The organism is Sphingobacterium detergens, assembly GCF_003610355.1.
Taxonomy (GTDB): Bacteria; Bacteroidota; Bacteroidia; order Sphingobacteriales; family Sphingobacteriaceae; genus Sphingobacterium; species Sphingobacterium detergens.
Genome location: NZ_RAPY01000001.1, coordinates 2,187,931 through 2,208,443 on the forward strand (window position 1 = coordinate 2,187,931; position 20,513 = coordinate 2,208,443).

The window sequence follows — 20,513 nt, forward strand, 5'->3', positions numbered from 1 at the left end:
AGTTTAAATCAACTAAACTAGCTGGATTATAAAATCCCTGTAGCATGGAAAATATGTTTAAATTCCACAAAATCATGAATGGCTGCCAGTCCATTTAGTCGTCCAAGGCCGCTCATTTTATAGCCCCCTTCTTCAAACTCATCATTTACTACTGCCCAGTTATTAATCCAAACAGTACCGGCTTCAAGCTCCCGAACAACCTTTAGAGGCAGGTCGACATCCTGACTCCATACCGAAGCGGCAAGACCAAATTCACTATCGTTTGCCAAGGCAATCGCTTCCTCTGGAGAATCAAAGATTTGTACAGTTGCAACAGGACCAAAGGTTTCTTTTTGGATAATATCGAGTTTATTATCCTGCACGCTTACTTTGAGTAGTGTAGGTCTGTAGAATGCCCCTGACGCTAATGATCCTGTATTTATTTTTCCGCCGCGTACCAATACCTCAGCGCCTTCCAAAATTGCTTTTTCGACAACAGCATCTATGCGTTCTGCATTAGCCTTGTCGATAACTGGCCCCATATCACTGGTGGGGTCTGAAGCAGGCCCAACTTTTACGTCCTGTAACCGTTGGCTCAGTTTTGTAATAAGCGATTCTGCAATCCCACGCTGCACAAGAATACGGCTGCCAGTCATACAAAATTGGCCGGCAAATACAGTGATCGCTTTTTCCAAGGTCGGTACTGCCAAATCCAAATTAGCGTCATCAAAGACCAGCATCGGTGTTTTTCCACCCAATTCAAAACCAAAACGCTTTAAATTCGCTGCGCCATTACGCATAAGAATACGGCCAGTAGGTGTACTTCCGGTATAGGAAATCGTAGGCACGTCAGGTGACTCCACCATGAGTGCTGCTCCAGCACTACCACTTTCGGTGAATTGGTTAATAACACCTTTTGGTAAACTAGTGACCGAGGCCATTATTTCATTGATTGCTAAATTTACTTGTGCGGTTTGGCCGGGCATTTTAATCACAGCAGTACAACCTGCAGCCAAAGCAGGTGCCAAAGAACGGATCATAAGGATAATCGGTGAATTCCAGGGTGCAATAATCCCTGCAACACCAATTGATTCAGCCAATACCATACTGAATTTCCCGGGCTTAGTTTCCAATGCCCGGCCAAATTCTGTCAGTGCTTGGGCAGCATAGTAACGCATTTTTGGTGCGACCAAACTGATTTCAAACAAAGCTTCAGCAGCGACTTTTCCATTCTCCAGCATCAGGATTTCTTTCAGTCTTTCGGTGTTATTTTCAAAAGCATCCGCCAATTCATTTATGGCCTTATATCGTAGATACCGATCATGGCGCCAACCCGATTTTTTATGTGCCTCTTTGGCGGCAGCTATTGCTTTTTCGGCTTCTATAGATCCGCCATCCGCGTAAACGCCAATTTTTTCTCCTGTTGCAGGGTTAAAGCTATCTTTGTACGATCCACTATCAATCCATTCACCGTTGATCCAGTTTAATGCTATTTTTTCCATTATATTTTCCTTAAATTATCATTTCTATTATTTAAAGTTATCCAGCCACTACTGTCCGTTGATTATTTCATCCGCTATTTTCTCGGCAATCATGATGACAGTGAGGTTGGGTGCTGCAGATACTGGTTCCGGAAAAATAGAGGCATCCACTACCCGTAGGTTTGTTGTTTTGTATACCTTTCCATTAAAATCGACCACAGCATAAGGATCCCCTTCCAGTCCCATCGGCGCAGTTGAGAAAGGATGATGATAGGTATCTAACGATGCTTTTGCTGCTGTAATAATTTCCTCATCTGAGGCCCCGGGTGCAGGATTGAGCTCCTGTAAAATATAATCTTTCAAGGGGCTCGTCTGTCCAAGCTTTTCAGCAATACGAATGCCTTCGATCAGACGCTTCCGATCCTCCTCTTCCCCCAGAAAATTGAGATCTATCAGTGGCATGACAGCAGGGTCACGACTTGCTATTTTGAAAGTCCCTTTAGATTTTGGATTTGTAAGCGCTACGGCCAATACAAAACCTCTACCACTAGGACTCAGCTCATGCGGAAATAAATGTGTCCCCGTAATATGGATATCAAGTTCCCCTTCTTTGGCTAAAGAAGTTTTTGTCCAAACAATAGCAGCGATCGCTGGATGGAATTCACCTGATGTTTCAGGATTGACGGCATAGGCATTATAGAAAAAAGGATGATCGTACAACTTCGCCCCCACAGGTAATGCCGAAATCACCGGAATACCCAAATTCTCCAGATCTTCACTTTTTCCAATGCCCGACCGTTGTAAAATCGCCGGTGTACCATAAGCACCAGCGGAAAGGATGATTTCCTCGCCTCTAAATTCTTGTCCATCCGTCAGCCGGATACCAGCAGCTTTTAGCTTCTCAAACAAGACGACATCTACCTGAGCATCCCCTATCACCGTAAGGTTCGGCCTGCTTCTGATCGATTCATTGAGATAAGCTATACCTGTATTGATACGTATATTATGTATATTGTTCATGGGATATACCCCCACTCCCTCCTGTTTATTGCCGTTAAAATCTACGCTTAAGTCTTCATATCCATTGTCTACAGCCGCATCTATCATTTTTTTATGCAGTAAGGAGACATCTTTTGCGGAATACTGATGTACCGGCAAAGGACCATTCGTACCATGAATTTCAGAATCAACGATATTAGAGGTTTCCAATTTTTTATAATATGGCAATACTTCCTCCCATGACCAGCCCTCAATACCATATCGTGCTGCCCAATTTCTGAAATCGGCAGGTAGGGCCCTTGCTGCGACGCCCGCGTTGACGGCTGAACTACCACCCAATATTTTCCCTCGAGGAAGGGGCATTGACCGATTGATATATCCTGGGGTTGAACTGAAGCCCCAGTCGAAGCGTGTATCACCCATCGATGCCAAATTATCTCTATCCGCGATAACAGTTGGATAACCTTTCGAATCAAACAGAGCTCCCGCTTCCAGGACAAGTACTTTTTTATTTGGATCGGCAGAGAGACGATTACCGAGCACAGCACCTGCTGAACCCGCTCCCACGATGATGTAATCGTAGTAAACCTCTGTCGCAAACTCCACTTTATTTATTTCCATATCGTAAAATTTATATACGACCAGATCCTGGCCATATCATGTATAAATAATCGTAAAGTTAGCGAGCGCTAATACCTAAGGAAAGGTAAAAAAAGGTCAAATACTGGTGAAAACACGAACAATAATCAGTACCTGTGGAAAAGGGACTTTCGAAACTGTTCCGGAGATAATTTTGTATATTTTTTAAAAAATTTAGTGAAGTTGGTTGGTTCATTAAAGCCGAGTAAATAAGCTATTTCCTTAACCTGAAGCGATGGATCAATCAGCATCCGTTTGCTCTCTAAAATTAAATGTTCCTGAATAACCGTTTTAGGAGATTTGCCAAAGTACCGCTCTGTTAATTTTTGAAGATTACGGATACTAATCCCCATTTTACCCGCATATTGGGCTACCTTGTATTGCTTTTCATAGTGTTTTTCCAACAGGCCTTTGAATAAAAGCGCATGATGAAAATCGCTACTTTTTTTTAGTGGCAAATAATTATCTCTACGTTTTATGCGAAGGAGAATCAGCAGTAAAGAGGACAAATAACTCTGTAAAATACCCTCCTGCAATTCATCATAAGTAGTTGATAATTCCTGTTGAATCATTTCAGTCAGCGCATTCACCTGCTGTCTTTTCTCCACTTCGATATTGAAAAGACAACCATAGGAAAGTTCGTTCAGGAATCGCTTTACATCCGATATAAACTCGTTATCCGATTTATGCAGCAGAAAATCCGCAGTGAAAGCGATAATGGTACCATCAGCACCTTCAGTAGAAAAAAAAGCATGAACTTGACCCGGTCTGATTATTAAAAAATCGCCTTTTTCAATGGGATGCACTTCAAAATCGATCAAATGCTTTGATACACCCGCAGTGACAAAAAGTAAGATATAAAAATTTGCCCGATGTGGTGTTAAAACACTTTCTTTCCCTTTTTCTATACGCTCAGCGAATGAGATAGTATGAATAAGTTGACGATTATTGCTTATTGGTGTAAAATCGAAAGTGTTAATTTTGTTCATACATTTATAATTCCCATTGAATATAATGAAAAAGCTGTAAATAATTAAAAACGGACAATCCATCAGCTAATTGCTATCTGTCTGATCATATTTCGACTTTACATCAGTAAGTATAAAAATGGTGGATAAGTGTCAATAAAAGTTAATATAGTTTAAGTTTATCCATAACTAACTTATTATATTAGCCACTTTTTAAAATAAAGAAAATTAAATTTACTTAACCTAAATCGTATATCATCACTATGCCTCTTTTGAGATTTTATCGTTGTTATTTTATAATATTTATTACGGTTCTCTGTAGTTGTCATGCCGTAGCACAGGATCTTTTTTCCTTTGTTGAGAAAAAATTCAATCTCCAAAACTCCGCGATGAATTCATATGATATCCATTCGGAAAAAGGCAAAAGGACGGCCATTCTATTCAATGGAAATGCGCTCAAAATAAAGGATTTCAGTATTGAATTTGACGTCACCCCGAAAAACTCACAATCAAAATTTGGGATTATCGCAAGCTATCAAAATAGTAAGGATTGGCTGTATATCGGCTGTGATTCAACCTCTGATGTGCTGACCCATTCACATTGGAACCTTCGTCGTCCTCATGCCAAAATGCTACTGGACAAAGACATTGTAAAGTTTTATAAAGACTTTAAACGCCACGTAATGATCAAATTGGAGGGAACGGTGGTCACCGTGTATGTAGATGGCGAAAAAATTATCCAACAACAGGCTGATGATTTGCAAACAAAAGCAGGTAGTATTGGATTTATGGTTCATAACGGTGGTGCGGTACATCTAGCAAACGTAAGATTAAGTGAGATAAAGCCTCGGGCCGAAAAAGAAGTAACAGCTTTACCGATCTTACTTCAAAACAAAGAGCTTGAGGTTACATTTGCAAAAGAATACCCGGCTGTCATACAATACACATTGCTAAATCGCGGAGTTCAAGTTGATGGGATGCAATCCAATAAACGGACTTTTAGCATTAATGGCATAGAATATCAAGGCATTTCTATAGCAAAAAAGCAAGGTGAGCAGCTTGTCTATCAGACAACATTACCTCAGATAAAAGTATCATTTGATACGGAGTTTTCCCTTCAAGGAAAGCACTTGCAGATGCAGGTCACAAATCTTAAAGAAACCGGTACGCTAAAGGTAAAGACGCTCGCTTTTCCAAATCACGACCTTGTACGGATTAAACAATCACCAGATGCCCAGCTTTCTATCGCACATGGTGCCGAGAAAGACGAGTATTTTCGCCTTTCAGCGTTGGTTCCGAACGCGAGCTCAAAATCCGCTAGCATCGCTATTTTAAATACGAAACAAGTAGCAGCAACGATCCTGTCCAATTCAATCTATAATGCGGAACAAATCCGCTATCGAACAATTGAACATCATGGACAGCAATCCACATCATTGTTTTCTGAGGAATGGATCATCCGCGGTATTGATAGAAAAATATTGCCCCTGCCCCAATTGACTGTTATCCTTACGGAAGACAGCAATCAGGATGGACAGGTCAATTGACAAGATGCGGCTTATGAACTCGCTAAAATATTCCCAAAACCATTTGGAAGTGATATGAACCGAAATAGCTATGCTACGATTACAATGAATTTTGCTAGTGGTGGTCAGTATCCCTTTTTGAGACAGCTCGACAACATAAAGAAATTCTATTTGGCAACAGATGGCTATCCCCAGGTTATAGAACTAAAAGGTTATCAGTCTGAAGGACACGATAGTGGACATCCGGATTACGCGGGCAATTACAATCAACGCGCAGGTGGCTACAGGCAGTTAAAAGCATTAACTAGATTAGCAAAAAATTACAATACAGCTATCGGTGTTCATATCAATCATAGTGAGGCCTATCCTGAGGCCAAAGCCTATAGCAATCGAATTATGACCGACGTACCGGGCTGGTCATGGTTAGACCAGGCTTATCTAATCAATAAAAAGCAAGATATCCTGGACGGTACATTTCAAAAACGTATCCAAATGCTCAAAAATGAACTGCCGGACTTAGCATTTGTATACCTTGATACTTATCGTGAAGAACGTAGTATCGCCCATTATACAGCCAATTTATTTAATCAAATGAAATGGGGTATATGGACTGAAGAACCTAATATTTTCTTCAGTTCAGCCAGTTGGACACATTATATACCCGATTCGAAGAGTCTGATTTCACGATTCGTATTACATCAGAATAGAGATGGATTTGCACAACATCCTTTACTAATGGCTGGTTACGACAGAGGAGCATCAATCGGTTTTATGGGCTGGCAAAAAGGAAAAGACTTCAACCAAGTATTACGCAATTTCTTTACCCTGCAGCTGCCTTATCGTTATATGATGCACTCGCCATTAAAAACAATTGATGAAAACAGGGCTATTTTTGACAATGGATTGCATTGCTTTGTTGCCAATGGGCAACATACCATGGAGAAAGAGGGAAAGACATTAAAGAAAGGAAATACAATATTTATACCTTGGGATCCGATAAAAGAAGACAAAATCTATTTTTACAGTGACACAAATTTAAGCTCAACTTGGCAACTTCCAGCAAGCTGGCGTGGGCTCAAAACAATCTTTCTTTATAAACTCACAGCGAAGGGGAAATATCTTATCGAACAATCTCCTGTTAACACCACGAATAACAGTATTACTTTACAGCCATCAGCCGGTCAAGGTTATGTAATTTATAAGCGACCTGCAACTCCTGAGCCACCAATGAAATGGGGTGAAGGTAGCGGCATCGATAATCCCGGTTTCGATAATGATCTGGAAGGTTGGGCGACAACGAATACGTCCGCTAGTGTAAAAACATTATCTTATGGACAAGATGTACTTCAGCTATCAAAAGAGAGCGAGATCAGGCAACAGCTGCCTGTAGAAAAAGGCAGGTATTATGATATTTCGGTGTGGGTACAAGTGAATGGTCATGGAAAAGCTACGCTAAAAGCTGGCAATCAAGAAATATACATCAATGAAAGTACGGTGAAAAACTTTTTTGATAATACAGATCGTTACAACAGTTATTTCCAACGTATGAAAGTCACCTTAAAAGCTGAAAGTGAAGAATTACCTTTGTTATTATCGTTTAAAAGTGCAAGTGATAGCTCATCAGCATATTTTGATGATGTGAGAATTGTGCAAAAACAGATTCCCTTTACGAAAGAAGATAAAACTTATTACCGCGAAGACTTTGAAGAAATCGACGAAGGCTGGGGGCCTTTTATCCCAAGTCAATCAAGTGCTTTCAAAACACATTTATCGGAAAGGCATACCCTCTATACGGACGATAATATTGCTGGACGATATGCTTTGAAAACTTGGAATGAACGAGATGGCGAAGTCTACAGAACCTCCCCGACCATCATTCAGCTTAAACCGGGCAAGCAATATAAGCTAAGTTTTGATTATAATTCATCTACTGATGGTGTGTATCAGGTTGTCGTCCAATCCAATAAAGATAAAAAAGAAGTATTAAGGCAAAAACTGAATGGTGTCGGACATTTTGCCCAATTTTTCAATGTTGAGCAGTCGGATGATTATTATATCACAATTGTAAAATCGGGGAATGGTACATTTATATTGGACAATTTTGAATTAATTGAGGAAGATTAAAACAGATGAACACAATTAGCTCGGTCTCTTGAAGGGCATGAGACAGGGCTAATTGTATTTAAATTATCAAAACAACCATCTTCTACTTCACTTCCCGCAAGTGTTTCCTTAACCAGGTGACAACAACCCGCCTATCCTGAATATTGTATTTTTTCATCGCCTCCTCAAGCCATAGCTCACCATTAACAATCGCATTAACCACCTCCTTTTTAATCTCTTTTGTATAGCGGGTTTTAAATTTATTGAACTCTTCCATTATAGCAATATTTAGCATACGATTAAACGAAATTTGAGAAATTGTACGGCCGTCAAGAAGCCTTTAGAAGCTCAACGATGCGCTGAACTCGTGTATCACGCGACTCATCAAATGTTTTTAGATCGATCAGCAGCATGGGCATTCCCTGGCTATCCGTGTTAAATAATGACCGATCTATAAATTCTCTGCAAAAATCCTTGGACTCTTTATCAGAAAATATCCTTCTACACTTATTTAAAAAGCTATCAAAAAATTGGAGCGGATTAATAACGGTTTTAAGATGACTCTTATCCGGAAATTTAATATTGGACAAATCCAGTCCCCTGGAGAAAACGACGTCGTTTAATTCGGCTCCTTCAAAGTTGATAGATGGTTTTTTTAAAGGCTTAAGCTTTTTTATAATAAAAAAATCCCGTGCATATAGGCTTTCAGCAGATGATACCCCATAAAACCAAGAGGAGTCTATTTTCCCATCAAAAACGACAGCAGACATTTCAGTACCGTCAAACAAGGTTTTATTAAAATTATTAGTGGAAAACATGAGTTTTTCAATCTTTATATTTCCGATAACAGTTTTTAAAAAATTGTTCGATTTAAATGTACAATCATACCATGATCCCAGGTTTTTAAAAACTGTAGACTGAAAGTTGCAGTCAATAAATTCACAGGAAGTAAAATGGCAGTTCAGGAATACCGAATTACTAAAATCTTTTGACTTGATCGTACTCTTGATAAAAGAGCAATTTTTAAAAATTTTATAACTGAAATCAAAGGTTTCTATCTCATTTTGTCCAAAGACTTTTTCTATTGCATGCTCCATAGCGAGTTGACGAATTTTAGATTTGTTAAAAAAGCAACCTGTCTAGCGACAGGTTACTTTTTACCGTAATTTTGGAAAAACTACTACACTAACGATTATTTATTAAAATAGAAGGGCAATATTAGTTTCTTACACAGCGTATGTTTCTCATCTGTGTTTGAATAAAGTCAACACCAATAACAGAAACATTGAGTACACTTGCCGTAAGATCGGCATTGACAGTATTAAAAAGACCACGGTCGGCATGATAATACCAAGCGCCAAAACCGGCCAATCCACCCAAATCCACCCCAGCAGAACCAGTCCAGAACTCAGCATTCGTTCCAAAATTCCCTAAGTTCACTTGTACAATGCCGTTTACAAAAGCAAAAGAAGTACTCTCGCCATTAAAGTTAAAGTGGAGTTTATTATTTGGATAAGGAGCTGCTACACCAGTTGCATCATATTCCGCATAGCCACGGTTATTAGTAGAACCGTAGGTGGCTTTTTTTGCACCAATACCTAAAAATCCAGTTAATTTTCTAAAGTCATTCTCACTTGCCGTACGCCATATACCCGCTGGATATACCTCAGCACATGGATCACTATTTTTTCCAAACTGATCTGGAACCAAACCTTTGAACGAGAAGAATGTATTTCTGGCATTGGAATGCGCATAGGTATGGTGAAAACGATAAGGGTTATGTCCAGCCTGATAGTAAATATTCTGTCTGGCCCAACGTACACCATCTATGGTCAAAGGCGATTCGATCAGGTTAACAAGCAAACGTTGGCTGTTTCCTAATGACGGTGTCACGTTAAATACAAAGTTGACAGGTGTCGCCGAAAATTGGCGGGTCGTACCATTATCAATTTTTAATGCCAGGTTCGAAACAGCTACTTTGATACCGCCGGAAACCGCCGCAGGATCTGCGGTATACGCATAGGCAATCTTTGCATCCTGGTAAGCAAGATCAATATCGGTAAAGGTTGCAAATGGAATCTCCAAGTCAGCAGCGACAAGATCGCTAAGGCCACCTGTAGCGACGTCAATAGTTGCCGTTTTTAATCCCGCAACAGCGACTTTAGCACCAGACATATTTGCAAACATCCCTTGTGAATTAAGTTCAACGCCCAATCGCGCAAATTTATGCTTGAAAGCAATATTAATAGGCACATTCACGGTCGTTCCACCAGTCGGTACAGTCGTCACACCTGTCGCATACAAAATATCTTTACCAGCAGGGAGGTTGATTTTTGTATTGCCAGAAGTAATATCCGGCACATCTTCGCCTGTATTATAGGATAACGCTACCCATTTATAGGTTGTTCCCTGTTGAACATCGATTGTCCCCTGCGTCCCCGAAGTAAACAGTGTTGATGAAATCAGCTGTGTACCATCCTGTGAAAATAGATACAAACGATATTTGACACCATTGTCTATCGCTGCTGCTCTGACGCCAGTCGAGCTGCTGTTTGAAGCTGCTCTAACGACACGTTGTGAAGCTTTGAATGGCACATTATTGTCTACTGCCAAAACCGCATCAAATTCCGGAAATTCCACTACTTTAGCCGAACTTGGTTTTGATGCACTCGTACCATTCACTGCGCCTTTTGTCCCAATATTTTGTCCTTCGTCTATACCGGAAACATTCAACACCAATTTGGTTCCCTCCAATTGTGCTGTTTCTTCAACTTGCTCGCGTTCTTTTGAACAGCTTAAAAAAGTGGTACTGCTAGCCAGTACCAAAGCAATGGATGCTGCAGTCCAACTTAAACGTTTTGCACGTAACATTTTCATAATTTTTTTTCTTTAAAATAGATGCTTATTAAAAATCCCCATTACTCGTTCCACCACCACCAATGCCCCATTCATCTACGGCAGGAGTAGGAGTTCCGGTTGCCGCCGACCCAGCTGCAATACCTTGTTCAAGCTCTACACTTAGCACCTGAATCAAGGGTGCCACATAGGTTTTTTTTTCTTTTCTCATTTTTATTTTCTTTAGTTATAATAAAATCTACTCCAAAAACCTTTGCACTCTAATTTTTTAAAGCAATAGAAATTGAAATAATTTTTAAGCAAATTTAAACAAGAACAAAAATATCCGCACCTACAGCGCCGTTAGAATATTCATACAAGGGCTGCAACAAAGCGTTACAAAATAAATACACTAAGCATAACAAACTGAAAATCAATTATTTTAAAACCTATAAAACAGAGATCAAAAGCTAATATTCACACTATAATTGGCTCATTAATGACTCTAATCACAACAGCATAAATAAGCATCACCGCTTAAAAGCGTAAAAAAGTAGCCGAAAGTCTACAAAAAATATTACGTTTAGATTAACAAAAAATAAAGAATAACAAAAAAAACGACTTACTTACGTAGTCGTTTCTCCCTTTTAAATTTGATCACTAAACAGAAGCTTTGGTGCTTACACCAATTTTTGCACAAAGGACTCTAGGTCATCTTCTCGCGAAAGTTGTAATTTTTGTTTAATCCTATATTTCGTCACCCGTACACTGCTCGGTTCAATATGGAAAGCCGCCGCGATATCTTTTGTTGTTAGGTTAAGGAACATATACGCACAATATTTCAACTCCATTGCGGTCAGCTTATTCTCCGATATTTCCTTTAGCCGCAGAAAAAAATCAGGATTAATATGCTGAAATTCACGAACAGACTGTCCCACAGCTTCATCCAAACGCATTTCATCTTTTATCATCCTGCCCAGCGTCCCTACATGTTCCAAATTTTCAAAACTTTTCAACTTATCCTTCAGCAGATCCAAAAGCCTATTTTTACGTTCCATCCGTAGTGCCTCCACCAAGGCCTCCTTTTGCATCTTTTCATAGGCTGTCTGCACTCTTATCAGCTCATCCTTTAACAACTGAAACTGTATATTGATCTGATCTTCCAGTTCTTCATTTTGCTGTTGTAATCTCAAATTCTCATCCACTTTGAGCTTTATTTATAGGCTAATCTGACGCTCAAATTCGGCCTTATCACATTGCAATTTAACATGCTCCCGCACTTTTATTTTATACCAATTTCGAAGAACAATAACCGTTACAATAAGGAGAAAACATAAACTGCTCAAAAAAACAATATGTTCTGTATACTGCCCAAGGTTGCTTTCCGATGTTACACCTGCCTGCTGAGACATTCTATCTTCTGTATGTAAAGCTTGTCTACCAGATTGAGGAACCGTATGAACCATTGCGATGTAGTTAGGTACATGCACCGCATATGATCCGCTACTACTCTTCCAATGAGAAGCCTCCAAGGGTATCCTGTCGCTATATTCCTTCAAGAGAGATCCCGTCCGAAATGGATATAAAATAGATTTCAATGCAATCACATAATTTGTAAGACTGCTTTTAAATAACAATGTCGTACCATTCATACATTTGGATATTATATTGTCTTCCTTACAGTGGGTCCAGTTCACATCCATTTTTTTTGAAAATAAATTTGATGGATCGGGCCCATTCATAAAAAATGCGCTAAGGCAACAGTTTTTGGGATTTTTAACCATTAAGCTTTTGACTATATTTTACTTTTATAATGAGGAAACCACATTTTAGTCTTTTTTCCGACAGCTAGAATATTCTTTATTCTTCTATTTCTCCTTTATGAATTTAGATTCAATGTGACACGAATAGTTATTAGAACCATAGGATATGGCACAGAAATTTATATTTATTTCAGAAATTTTCTATACTTTTCAACGAATTAACTGAAGACTAGAATTCAAGTGACACAAAAAAGACAAAAACAAAACATTTAATCAAGAATTAAATCGCTTCAAATTATATACAGATACGTTACATTATTATAACAATATATCTGCCAAATGAAAGAAAAGCAACTATGTACCAACATCATTGTCCATGCAACTATATAACGTTACAATTATCGTTTAGTGTATGTTAAGCTATTATCAAGATGCGTTACAATGTATTAACATACAAAAACTACAATTAAAATTATTCCCGCGGTAGAAAATAGAAAAAAGTGCTCCCGTATTACATACAAACATCATCCACTACTACAACTCTACTACATTCTCACCTCAAATAAACTGCCGGATACACAAATCAAACAATAAAGATTTTAAAAGTTTTTAAAAAAAATTAAAAAGTTAACAAAACTTTCAAAAGATATATTTTATATTAGTTTCTAATAAGACTCCTTTGCCACAGCACAACCAATTAAAATAATGACAAAAGAGACCCTATATTTTACTGCTTACCATCGTATGAGGGCGGATGAATAAAGCATTGTTTGTTGGATAAGCGGTCTGGATGTGATGGTGGGATTTATTGCGGATAACACTTTTAAACTTAATTATAATATGAGATCATTAAATTTTAAACTGCCACTAGCGCTAGCTATGGGCCTGTTTTCGCTGGTATCCTGCCAAAAACAATCCGAGAAAGAAGATGTACTACCCAAAATTTCGAGCCGGGCGCAAGTCACTGCCGCGAATATCGGCGAAGTGAAACTTCAGGAAGGAGTGCTTTTTTATCCTTCCAATGGTGTGTCCAATATCAATTCCAGCACGACGGCACTCGAAGTCGGCAACTATGACAAGCTGGTTTACGCCACCAAGCTGACCGACTTGCAGCAACAGGGACTTGGCGCTACATTGGCCCTCAACCTCAATGTCTACGCCGGAACCGCCCAAACAGAACCTTTCGGTTACCTCTATTATTTCAAAACCGCTAAGGGTACAGCTGTTCCTTCTGCACAAAATGACCCCACCCTCATGACAGCCTATCAGACACGCCGGGTGGAAATGGCCCGCTATATCCTTCCCTACCTGTCGACGGTATGGAATCAGAGCGGATTAGTAACCATCACAACCAGTTCTCCCGTAGTACCCTATACCTTCGATATCAGTCCATTTGCTTCGGCATTAAAAGATCAGGATTCTACCGTATGGATCGCATCCAGTCAGGGACAGCCCGGCAATAGCTCCTATACCTACAAGACTGACCTCACCCTGACCAGCACCGGAAATACCGATATAAGCACCTGGCAGAAAGACAACTACACTTTACCAATCGTCGGATTTACGGGATTGGGCAGCACCCTATCACAAACCAAGTCCATTACCAAATCTTTTACGGTTCCTGAAGATATTACAAATGCAAAAATTAGGGTTATCTACACCGGCCCCGAGGGATACTATACGACAAATGTGCTCAAACTAGACAACCAGCAGATCGATTCATACAGTACCCGCATGGTCTGTGTCCCCGAACAACGCTACCAACAGCGCAATCCATCTGTCGCAAATGGAACAGTGCAACCCGGTCTCTGGAACTACCCCACCCGAAATTACTGCCAAAGTGATACTGTACCACCACATACAACCCTTTTGGTCAATAAATTGACCAAAGGAACCCATGAGCTTAAGCTCGACATGACACAGAACGTTGCTGGCCGGAGCGATTATGGCGGCGGTATACAGGTTTCCATTAACCTCATCGGTACCCGTGCATTGGGAGCAACATTGTATCAGCATTGCGATTATGGCGGTTACAGTGCCGCACTTGCCGTTGGTTCCTATACAACAGCCCAAATGCTCGCAAAAGGTATTAACAACAATGATGTTTCGTCCATCAAAATTCCCACAGGCTATAAGGTCACCCTTTATGATGGGGACAATCTGACAGGATCTTCGTTGGTGCTTACCGCCAATGAAACCTGTCTGATCAACAAGAGTTTTAATGATAAGGTATCCTCGCTAAAAGTTGAAAAAATCTAATATACAAGTGGATGAATAACTTTATTGAGCTGTCAATAACACCGTATTGACGGCTCAATTATTCGTAAAAAGAAAGTAATAAAGCTTCATGGGGAATACTGCGCAAAATTTAGGTTATTTTTTTTCGTATCTTATCTCACTATGAAAATAGTAGAAATAACGAAAGAGAGACTAATGGATGTTCAAAAAGATGGGTATACTGTGTTAATTACTAAGTTAAATTCAGACCCACTATCTCCAACATGGATCTTTGATAAAATCGAAAACGAAAAAATCGAAAGGAACAAAAAAGAACTGCATGAGAATTACCAATTGTGTTATTCCATCAAAGAAGCTATCCGTACAATCGATAATCGCCCTTTTATTGGAAAACTACAATTGATTAATTAACTGGAATAAATGCTATGCACTGCACTTACAGCTGTAAATGCAGTGCATAATTTGACAAAAAACAGAAGTCAATCCATTGCAGCGGACGTGATTATCAATTGTGGCATAACCATCCTGATCTATTGTGTGGCCGTTCACAAGCATTTATTGATCAGCATACGCGCGTTCACCTCCAGTTTTTTCATTTACGGGCCACCGCCAACTTTTGAACATTATGTCCGGGTATTTAGACGACAGTCCGCCTCGATATAGATAGGACGATCGTGCAAGGCGAAGATGAAGCTGATATACGATTTATACAGTTCCACAGTATTTTGACAGCAATACCTTCAACCGCCCCCTTTTGATCGCGATCTTCGCGATAAGACTAAATATAGGTTGGAAAATTTTCAGGAAGCCCATCATTTTTGAGTTATTCAGGTAGAGAAACAAGGCCAGGTCAGACAATTTTTTAGGCACACCGCTCCCGTTTGTCAAACCATCCCTTGTCAGCCCAAGCAGTATGCGTGAAGCCTGTTCAAACTCAATATTCCCGGGAGTCAATACCGTTCTTACCCGACATTTTTCTGCAGATCGGTTGTGAAAAAGATGTGTTTCATGGGGTAATATCGTTATTTCATCACCTGCATTGAGCTGATAGATAAGCCCGCTCCTGCCCACCTCCAATGTACCTACCAGCAATTCGAATTGCTCTGAAAATAAGGTATGATAATGCCAGGGTGTTTTAGCTCCGGGCAAGAGGTCACATTCTGTTATCGTGGAACCACCCTTTTCCACAGATTGAATAATGCGGAAAGACATTTCAGGAACGCCAAGCTGCTGCTCCTTTTTTCGTATCAGCAGGATTGATCCCGTGATGATACAGATGGCCACTGCCACCAGATGAGCGAGGGTAAATTGCCAGTCATTCCCGCGTTGGCCGAGAACAATTATAAAATCTCCAAGGGGAACAACCGTAGCAGCAAGTAAGACAATAGCCAATGCGCGCCGCTCTTTCGCAAGCACCAGCAACAACAATAATAGTCCAGAAAAAAGATCCCGAATTCCTTTCACGTAATGAAAGGAAAAATCACTATTTGTATTTGTTAACATGCCATAATCGAATGCCGCATGAAGCGGAGATAGCAAAAACCGGGTTCCGATAAAAAGTAAACCAATTCCGGTTAAAAATGAGATGAGGTAGCAAATTTTCGTTGTCATAATTTCTTCTTGTTGTTGACAACAAAGTTATTGGGCTATTTATCTGGTTTCATGCACCTGAGTTAACAAATTAGGTCCCCCTGCTATTTCTCTTTCGAATCCTGCTCAACGACTGCGGCTTCACACCAATGAATGAGGCAATATAATATTGCGGAATCCGCTGCAGCAGATCCGGGTAATCTTTCATAAACTTTTCATAACGAAGTTCTGGAGAATCGGTATATAACGAATTGAGTCCCTGGAGTGTTTGGATAAACACCTGTTCGATGATGATCCGCCCAAAACGCTCCCCATTTTTTAGCCCACTATAAAACAACTGCAGGTTGTCATAGGAAATAACTAGTAAATGACAATCTTCCAGGGCCTGGATACGCTGTACCGAAGGTTTCTGCGGAATGAAACTTTCATTATTACAAACAAAATCCAATTCTTTTCCGAAGCCATAAGTTTTATCCTCCCCATCATCGTTGATATAATAACGCATCATTCCACGGATGATAAATCCTACATGGCGGCAAACCTCACCTTCTTTTAGAAAGTATTCTCCTTTCCGGTATTCCTTTTCCCTAAATAACTTGGCGACAAGCTCTTTTTCATCCGAATTAATGCGGATCGTTTTTTCGATTACCTGTAATAAGATATCCATCATGACGATTCAATTTACTAATTATTGTCGTCAAAGCAGGTATTTAAATTCAGTATACTCCATCCATTAGGAATAATCCTTTTTTCTGAAACCAATTATTTTTACAGCTGTTCTTATGAAGCTACCGATTGTTATCGGAATTTTTTAACGAAATCAGCCAATTATGAAAACCTACGTTATCCAGCTTGAAAAAGAAAATACATTTCATCTGTAGACGCATGGCTCATTCAGAGAGAGACTGCGGCGAGTTGTCTAATTGCTTCGAAGTATCCGTATCAGCCAATCCACGCATCCAATTATTGAAATCCGCGTCCGAAGGGATGTCAAATTTTTTACGCAATCTGTTCTTGCGAACCTGTACCGCCCGGATCGTCACAAAAGTATATTCGGCGATATTTTTTGTTGAAAAGTTCAAAAAAGCCATGGCACAAAACTCCAGTTCGGTACTTCTTAAATTTGAATCTCGAGATTTTAAGGCCTGGATAAACTGTGGATACAATTCGGTAAACAAAATCAGGAACTCCGGATTATTACTTTTGGCCAGCTCGATCAGCGTATTGAATTTGTTTTCCCCGATCTGCTCCGTCAGCTCCCTGTTCACTGTTTCTGTCTCCTGCAAAGCCTCTTCTTTTTGATCCAACATCCTGCGGTTATGCCGAGATCGCCAGACAAAAAATGTAATTGCCACAGCAAGCAATAGCAATGCAATGATTGAAATTCGGACTGATTTTGAAACCTTCGTTTCCGATTCCTGGTCTTTTGATTTCAAAATCTGATTGAGCGCCATATCGATAACCTGTCTATTTTCCTTTTCTAGGGAATCGTTTAGACGGCTAAATGCCAACTCATATTCATCCGCTTTAGTCTTGTCTATATTGTATTTTCGATAATAATCAGATAAGTATCGATAAGTATCCCTAATAAAATTTCTGTTTCCGACTTTTCGCATATTCACCAGACTCCGCTGATAAAAGGCCAAAGCTTTTTGATGATTGCCTTTCTTTTCTTCCAGATTCGCCAAGTAAGTGAAAGTATTATAATACACGGGAATTTTGTATTTATCGATGAGTGTTAACGATCTATCAAGGTATTGTTGAGCTTTCAAAAAATCGCCTTTCTTAATATATAATTGTCCAAGATCATCATATACTCCTAAAAACATAGCCGCGGCACTTTCTTCATTAAAACCTTGTAAAGCACTTAATTGAAGCTCAATATATTTTTGCAAGGAATCTAATTGTCTCATTTGATCAAAAACTGTACTTAAATTTCCATAAGTATACAGATAGGAAATTTTTTGCGCTTCACCCGTCAAATTCTTAATGCATGCCAATTGTGAATGGTACTCCCGGATAGCTTGTAGATACAATTTAAGGCGGGTGTAAGCCCTTCCACGCACCCGATGGACTTCGGATTGCATAAGTATCTTTTCCTTGTAATACTTTGTGTTTTCAACATGTGCAAGATGCTTTAATCCCTCTTTGAACAGGCCCAAATTTACAAGCGCATTGGCAGCTGAAAAATGGGATCTTGCTTTGCCACCATCATCGCTAATCGCATTGGACAAATCAAGTGCCTTTAAAGCAGTTTCCAGTTGCGATAAAGATTCGCCATTAGCCTCGAATTCTCTCGCTGTATTCAAAAGGGAATCAACCTTTTGCTTCCGATCACCGCTGGCAACTGCTTTAAGTGTAAATAATAATAGAATTAAAAATAGAAATTGCTTCTTCATTTAATTAGGTTGTGGATTTATTAGGTAGTTACTTTTCACAACAATCTAAGGTTCTATTCATTCCTAAAGTATTGCGCTGCAAAACTAATAATTTTAAATCATTATATAGATATAAAAGTCATTTCCAAAGACTTATTTTTATCCAATTGTTTATTTTCACAGGAATACAAATTAGTTATAGAAACTCTACCTATCAGCAAGTTCCAGCTACCAAAACACAATTTACAACAGCTAATAATTCATTTATCTCAAAAGGTTTGGCCAGAAAATAGTCGGCTCCTGAATTGATAGCAATATCCCTAGCATCATAAGAAGCTGAAATGCATAGGATAAAGAGGTCATTTAATTCATTATGGGCACGGATCTGCCTGATAAGGCCTTCCCCATTTAGTCCGGGCATCTGTAGGTCACAGATAAAAATAACAGGCTTTTCATTTATAATGTAATTTAAGGCTTTAGCACTTTTGCTTTCAGCTACAACCATTGCGTCGGTCATACGCAGTATCAATACTAAAGCCTCCAAAATGACCAGATTGTCATCACATACAAAAATCTTTTTATTCATAACCTAAAATCTAATGCAAAAGTCTATTAGCGATTTTCTTCTGATTATTCTCCGTGTTAAAATACCCCCGAGTGTACAGACAGCTTTAATTTCCCTAAATATCCCCTATGAAGAATATACAGATGAGGAAAGCCACCGTATACGCTCTGTTACTAAGTAGTTTACACAGATACCTGCTCCTGTTCAACCCCTGGATTTCGTTGTATCTGATCACGCATCCAATTGTTAAAATCGATATCAGAAGCGATATTCAGTTTTTTGCGCAACCTATTTTTACGCACTTGCACAGCCCGTACCGTTACAAAAGTATATTGAGCAATATTTTTGGTCGAAAAATTCAGAAAAGTCATGGCGCAAAATTCCAGTTCGCTGCTTCGGATCTTGGGATTTATTGTCTTCAATGAGGCGACAAACTCGGGATAGATTTCATTGAACAAAGCCAAAAATTCAGCATTATTATTCTTCGCTAAAGCAATTAAATTATTGAAGTTATTCCTTTCCATTGTATATCGTTTTTCAGTAAGTTTTATTCTTATATTCCGTCTCTTGAGTTAAATCCCCTCGCTCAAATGCTGATAATTATTTTGTGTTCTAGCGGCAATAGGCAATTATGCTTAATCAAACTCGATAGGGCTTCATCTTCCCTATCGAGTAAATCCAAATATATTATCACGGACCTTCACGCAAATTGGTCCGAGCGATAATTCAATACGGTCAGCATCCAAAAGTTATAAAACAATATCTTTTTGCTGTGCTGCGATCCGGCAGCTTCCCAACCAGAACGCCCTTCCTGATTCTGCCTGACAAATATTTGCATTAAAAGAAAGAAACAAAAAAAAGCGCCTTTCACATTGATATCACACTTTGTAAAAAACTGAAAAACAAGACATTACTATTACAAAAAAACACCGTTAAAGGAAACACATGAACTGAACGGATGACGCATGTCCTTAAAATAAAATACCTCGTCAGGAAATAAAACCTCTTATTTTTCTATTTTCGATCAATGTTAGCCCTGAGTTGAATGAAATCTGACACCCCATTTTCCATTTAAAATTGTCCGTCTGAACACATTTGGAATTTTTCCACTCAGGATATTGGCATTATCTCATTTGACTCCCCGACAGCAGAAAAGAAATTGATGCCCATAAAAAAACCCGACAGGAATTAATTTAAAACCTGTCGGGCAAACTCGGATGAATCAAACAATTTTAAACCGGAGGGATTACCAGTTAATTAAGCGGTTGTCATCATCGGCATTATCCCATGACTCCTGTGGGTCATTGCTCGTAGTATTTCCGGGCGCAGCTGAACCAGCAGCGATGCCCTGTTCCAATTCGATTGTTGTCACGTCCATCTTTGGGCTGACATATATTTTTTTTGATTGATTTGTTTTCATAGCCTATTTTTTATACGCGATTTTCATTT

The 20,513-nt window shown here is 39.3% G+C and carries 19 protein-coding genes and 1 pseudogene; 5 read left to right on the forward strand and 15 right to left on the reverse strand.

The features are described from left to right. Positions 1-26: 26 nt before the first annotated feature. From DFQ12_RS09485 to DFQ12_RS09495, 3 genes are all read right to left on the reverse strand, one after another. Positions 27-1,481 (reverse strand): aldehyde dehydrogenase family protein, encoded by a 1,455-nt coding sequence (locus DFQ12_RS09485; RefSeq protein WP_120258687.1) that lies wholly within the window; start codon positions 1,479-1,481, stop codon positions 27-29. Positions 1,482-1,529: 48 nt separating this feature from the next. Beyond that, the gene (locus tag DFQ12_RS09490) at positions 1,530-3,080 is read right to left on the reverse strand and encodes a GMC family oxidoreductase (protein WP_120258688.1); all 1,551 of its coding nucleotides are present in this window, start codon (positions 3,078-3,080) and stop codon (positions 1,530-1,532) included. A 125-nt stretch (positions 3,081-3,205) separates the two neighbouring features. Next, positions 3,206-4,087: an AraC family transcriptional regulator gene (locus tag DFQ12_RS09495; protein ID WP_167457227.1), complete on the reverse strand. Its 882-nt coding sequence runs from the start codon at positions 4,085-4,087 to the stop codon at positions 3,206-3,208. A 368-nt stretch (positions 4,088-4,455) separates the two neighbouring features. On the opposite strand from DFQ12_RS09495, the gene DFQ12_RS09500 reads away from it, so the two are divergent. From DFQ12_RS09500 to DFQ12_RS28565, 3 genes and pseudogenes are all read left to right on the forward strand, one after another. Beyond that, positions 4,456-5,613: a hypothetical protein gene (locus tag DFQ12_RS09500; RefSeq protein WP_120258690.1), complete on the forward strand. Its 1,158-nt coding sequence runs from the start codon at positions 4,456-4,458 to the stop codon at positions 5,611-5,613. Between the two features lie 12 nt (positions 5,614-5,625). Continuing rightward, positions 5,626-6,384 (forward strand): annotated as a pseudogene (locus tag DFQ12_RS28480) (endo-alpha-N-acetylgalactosaminidase family protein); the annotation flags it as partial. Then, a complete protein-coding gene (locus DFQ12_RS28565; protein ID WP_341867858.1) occupies positions 6,364-7,716 on the forward strand; it encodes a glycoside hydrolase family 101 beta sandwich domain-containing protein in 1,353 nt (450 codons plus the stop codon). The pseudogene DFQ12_RS28480 and the gene DFQ12_RS28565, both read left to right, overlap by 21 nt. An 82-nt stretch (positions 7,717-7,798) precedes the next feature. Here the strand turns inward: DFQ12_RS28565 and DFQ12_RS28105 are convergent, their stop codons facing one another. The 6 genes from DFQ12_RS28105 to DFQ12_RS09530 form a co-directional block, all read right to left on the reverse strand. After that, positions 7,799-7,972, reverse strand: a complete 174-nt coding sequence (locus tag DFQ12_RS28105) for a hypothetical protein (protein WP_167457229.1) — start codon at positions 7,970-7,972, stop codon at positions 7,799-7,801. Positions 7,973-8,024: 52 nt separating this feature from the next. After that, positions 8,025-8,792, reverse strand: coding sequence for a pentapeptide repeat-containing protein (locus DFQ12_RS09515; RefSeq protein WP_120258693.1), 768 nt, complete (start codon positions 8,790-8,792; stop codon positions 8,025-8,027). 121 nt (positions 8,793-8,913) lie between these two features. After that, complete coding sequence (locus DFQ12_RS09520; RefSeq protein WP_120258694.1) at positions 8,914-10,572, reverse strand: hypothetical protein; 1,659 nt, start codon at positions 10,570-10,572, stop codon at positions 8,914-8,916. 28 nt (positions 10,573-10,600) lie between these two features. Continuing rightward, positions 10,601-10,762 carry a hypothetical protein gene (locus DFQ12_RS28110; RefSeq protein ID WP_167457230.1) on the reverse strand — a complete coding sequence of 54 codons (162 nt, stop codon included), beginning with the start codon at positions 10,760-10,762 and terminating at the stop codon, positions 10,601-10,603. A 448-nt stretch (positions 10,763-11,210) separates the two neighbouring features. Continuing rightward, positions 11,211-11,735 (reverse strand): helix-turn-helix transcriptional regulator, encoded by a 525-nt coding sequence (locus DFQ12_RS09525; RefSeq protein WP_120258695.1) that lies wholly within the window; start codon positions 11,733-11,735, stop codon positions 11,211-11,213. A 12-nt stretch (positions 11,736-11,747) separates the two neighbouring features. Further along, positions 11,748-12,182, reverse strand: a complete 435-nt coding sequence (locus tag DFQ12_RS09530) for a hypothetical protein (protein WP_147420371.1) — start codon at positions 12,180-12,182, stop codon at positions 11,748-11,750. Positions 12,183-13,133: 951 nt separating this feature from the next. Between DFQ12_RS09530 and DFQ12_RS09535 the strand changes: the two genes are divergently transcribed. After that, entirely contained in the window at positions 13,134-14,552 is a 1,419-nt protein-coding gene (locus DFQ12_RS09535) for a hypothetical protein (protein ID WP_147420372.1), read from the forward strand. Between the two features lie 141 nt (positions 14,553-14,693). Further along, positions 14,694-14,942: a hypothetical protein gene (locus tag DFQ12_RS09540; RefSeq protein WP_120258698.1), complete on the forward strand. Its 249-nt coding sequence runs from the start codon at positions 14,694-14,696 to the stop codon at positions 14,940-14,942. A 294-nt stretch (positions 14,943-15,236) separates the two neighbouring features. On the opposite strand, the gene DFQ12_RS09545 is transcribed toward DFQ12_RS09540, so the two are convergent. The 6 genes from DFQ12_RS09545 to DFQ12_RS28115 form a co-directional block, all read right to left on the reverse strand. Then, positions 15,237-16,142 (reverse strand): DUF4267 domain-containing protein, encoded by a 906-nt coding sequence (locus tag DFQ12_RS09545; protein ID WP_120258699.1) that lies wholly within the window; start codon positions 16,140-16,142, stop codon positions 15,237-15,239. A 70-nt stretch (positions 16,143-16,212) separates the two neighbouring features. Further along, positions 16,213-16,791, reverse strand: a complete 579-nt coding sequence (locus tag DFQ12_RS09550) for a Crp/Fnr family transcriptional regulator (RefSeq protein ID WP_120258700.1) — start codon at positions 16,789-16,791, stop codon at positions 16,213-16,215. A gap of 220 nt (positions 16,792-17,011) precedes the next feature. After that, the gene (locus DFQ12_RS09555; RefSeq protein ID WP_120258701.1) at positions 17,012-18,520 is read right to left on the reverse strand and encodes a tetratricopeptide repeat protein; all 1,509 of its coding nucleotides are present in this window, start codon (positions 18,518-18,520) and stop codon (positions 17,012-17,014) included. A 193-nt stretch (positions 18,521-18,713) separates the two neighbouring features. After that, complete coding sequence (locus DFQ12_RS09560; RefSeq protein WP_120258702.1) at positions 18,714-19,085, reverse strand: response regulator; 372 nt, start codon at positions 19,083-19,085, stop codon at positions 18,714-18,716. A gap of 161 nt (positions 19,086-19,246) precedes the next feature. Next, positions 19,247-19,588, reverse strand: coding sequence for a helix-turn-helix transcriptional regulator (locus DFQ12_RS09565; protein WP_208642490.1), 342 nt, complete (start codon positions 19,586-19,588; stop codon positions 19,247-19,249). Between the two features lie 722 nt (positions 19,589-20,310). Next, positions 20,311-20,484, reverse strand: a complete 174-nt coding sequence (locus tag DFQ12_RS28115) for a hypothetical protein (protein WP_167457231.1) — start codon at positions 20,482-20,484, stop codon at positions 20,311-20,313. Between the last annotated feature and the right edge of the window lie 29 nt (positions 20,485-20,513).

Excerpts from the sequence above, each read along its gene's own strand:
- DFQ12_RS09485 (WP_120258687.1), bottom strand. The coding sequence starts at position 1,481 with ATGGAAAAAATAGCATTAAACTGGATCAACGGTGAATGGATTGATAGT.
- DFQ12_RS09490 (WP_120258688.1), bottom strand. The coding sequence starts at position 3,080 with ATGGAAATAAATAAAGTGGAGTTTGCGACAGAGGTTTACTACGATTAC.
- DFQ12_RS09495 (WP_167457227.1), bottom strand. The coding sequence starts at position 4,087 with ATGAACAAAATTAACACTTTCGATTTTACACCAATAAGCAATAATCGT.
- DFQ12_RS09500 (WP_120258690.1), top strand. The coding sequence starts at position 4,456 with ATGAATTCATATGATATCCATTCGGAAAAAGGCAAAAGGACGGCCATT.
- DFQ12_RS28565 (WP_341867858.1), top strand. The coding sequence starts at position 6,364 with ATGGGCTGGCAAAAAGGAAAAGACTTCAACCAAGTATTACGCAATTTC.
- DFQ12_RS28105 (WP_167457229.1), bottom strand. The coding sequence starts at position 7,972 with ATGGAAGAGTTCAATAAATTTAAAACCCGCTATACAAAAGAGATTAAA.
- DFQ12_RS09515 (WP_120258693.1), bottom strand. The coding sequence starts at position 8,792 with ATGGAGCATGCAATAGAAAAAGTCTTTGGACAAAATGAGATAGAAACC.
- DFQ12_RS09520 (WP_120258694.1), bottom strand. The coding sequence starts at position 10,572 with ATGAAAATGTTACGTGCAAAACGTTTAAGTTGGACTGCAGCATCCATT.
- DFQ12_RS28110 (WP_167457230.1), bottom strand. The coding sequence starts at position 10,762 with ATGAGAAAAGAAAAAAAAACCTATGTGGCACCCTTGATTCAGGTGCTA.
- DFQ12_RS09530 (WP_147420371.1), bottom strand. The coding sequence starts at position 12,182 with ATGAATGGTACGACATTGTTATTTAAAAGCAGTCTTACAAATTATGTG.
- DFQ12_RS09535 (WP_147420372.1), top strand. The coding sequence starts at position 13,134 with ATGAGATCATTAAATTTTAAACTGCCACTAGCGCTAGCTATGGGCCTG.
- DFQ12_RS09540 (WP_120258698.1), top strand. The coding sequence starts at position 14,694 with ATGAAAATAGTAGAAATAACGAAAGAGAGACTAATGGATGTTCAAAAA.
- DFQ12_RS09545 (WP_120258699.1), bottom strand. The coding sequence starts at position 16,142 with ATGACAACGAAAATTTGCTACCTCATCTCATTTTTAACCGGAATTGGT.
- DFQ12_RS09550 (WP_120258700.1), bottom strand. The coding sequence starts at position 16,791 with ATGATGGATATCTTATTACAGGTAATCGAAAAAACGATCCGCATTAAT.
- DFQ12_RS09555 (WP_120258701.1), bottom strand. The coding sequence starts at position 18,520 with ATGAAGAAGCAATTTCTATTTTTAATTCTATTATTATTTACACTTAAA.
- DFQ12_RS09560 (WP_120258702.1), bottom strand. The coding sequence starts at position 19,085 with ATGAATAAAAAGATTTTTGTATGTGATGACAATCTGGTCATTTTGGAG.
- DFQ12_RS09565 (WP_208642490.1), bottom strand. The coding sequence starts at position 19,588 with ATGGAAAGGAATAACTTCAATAATTTAATTGCTTTAGCGAAGAATAAT.
- DFQ12_RS28115 (WP_167457231.1), bottom strand. The coding sequence starts at position 20,484 with ATGAAAACAAATCAATCAAAAAAAATATATGTCAGCCCAAAGATGGAC.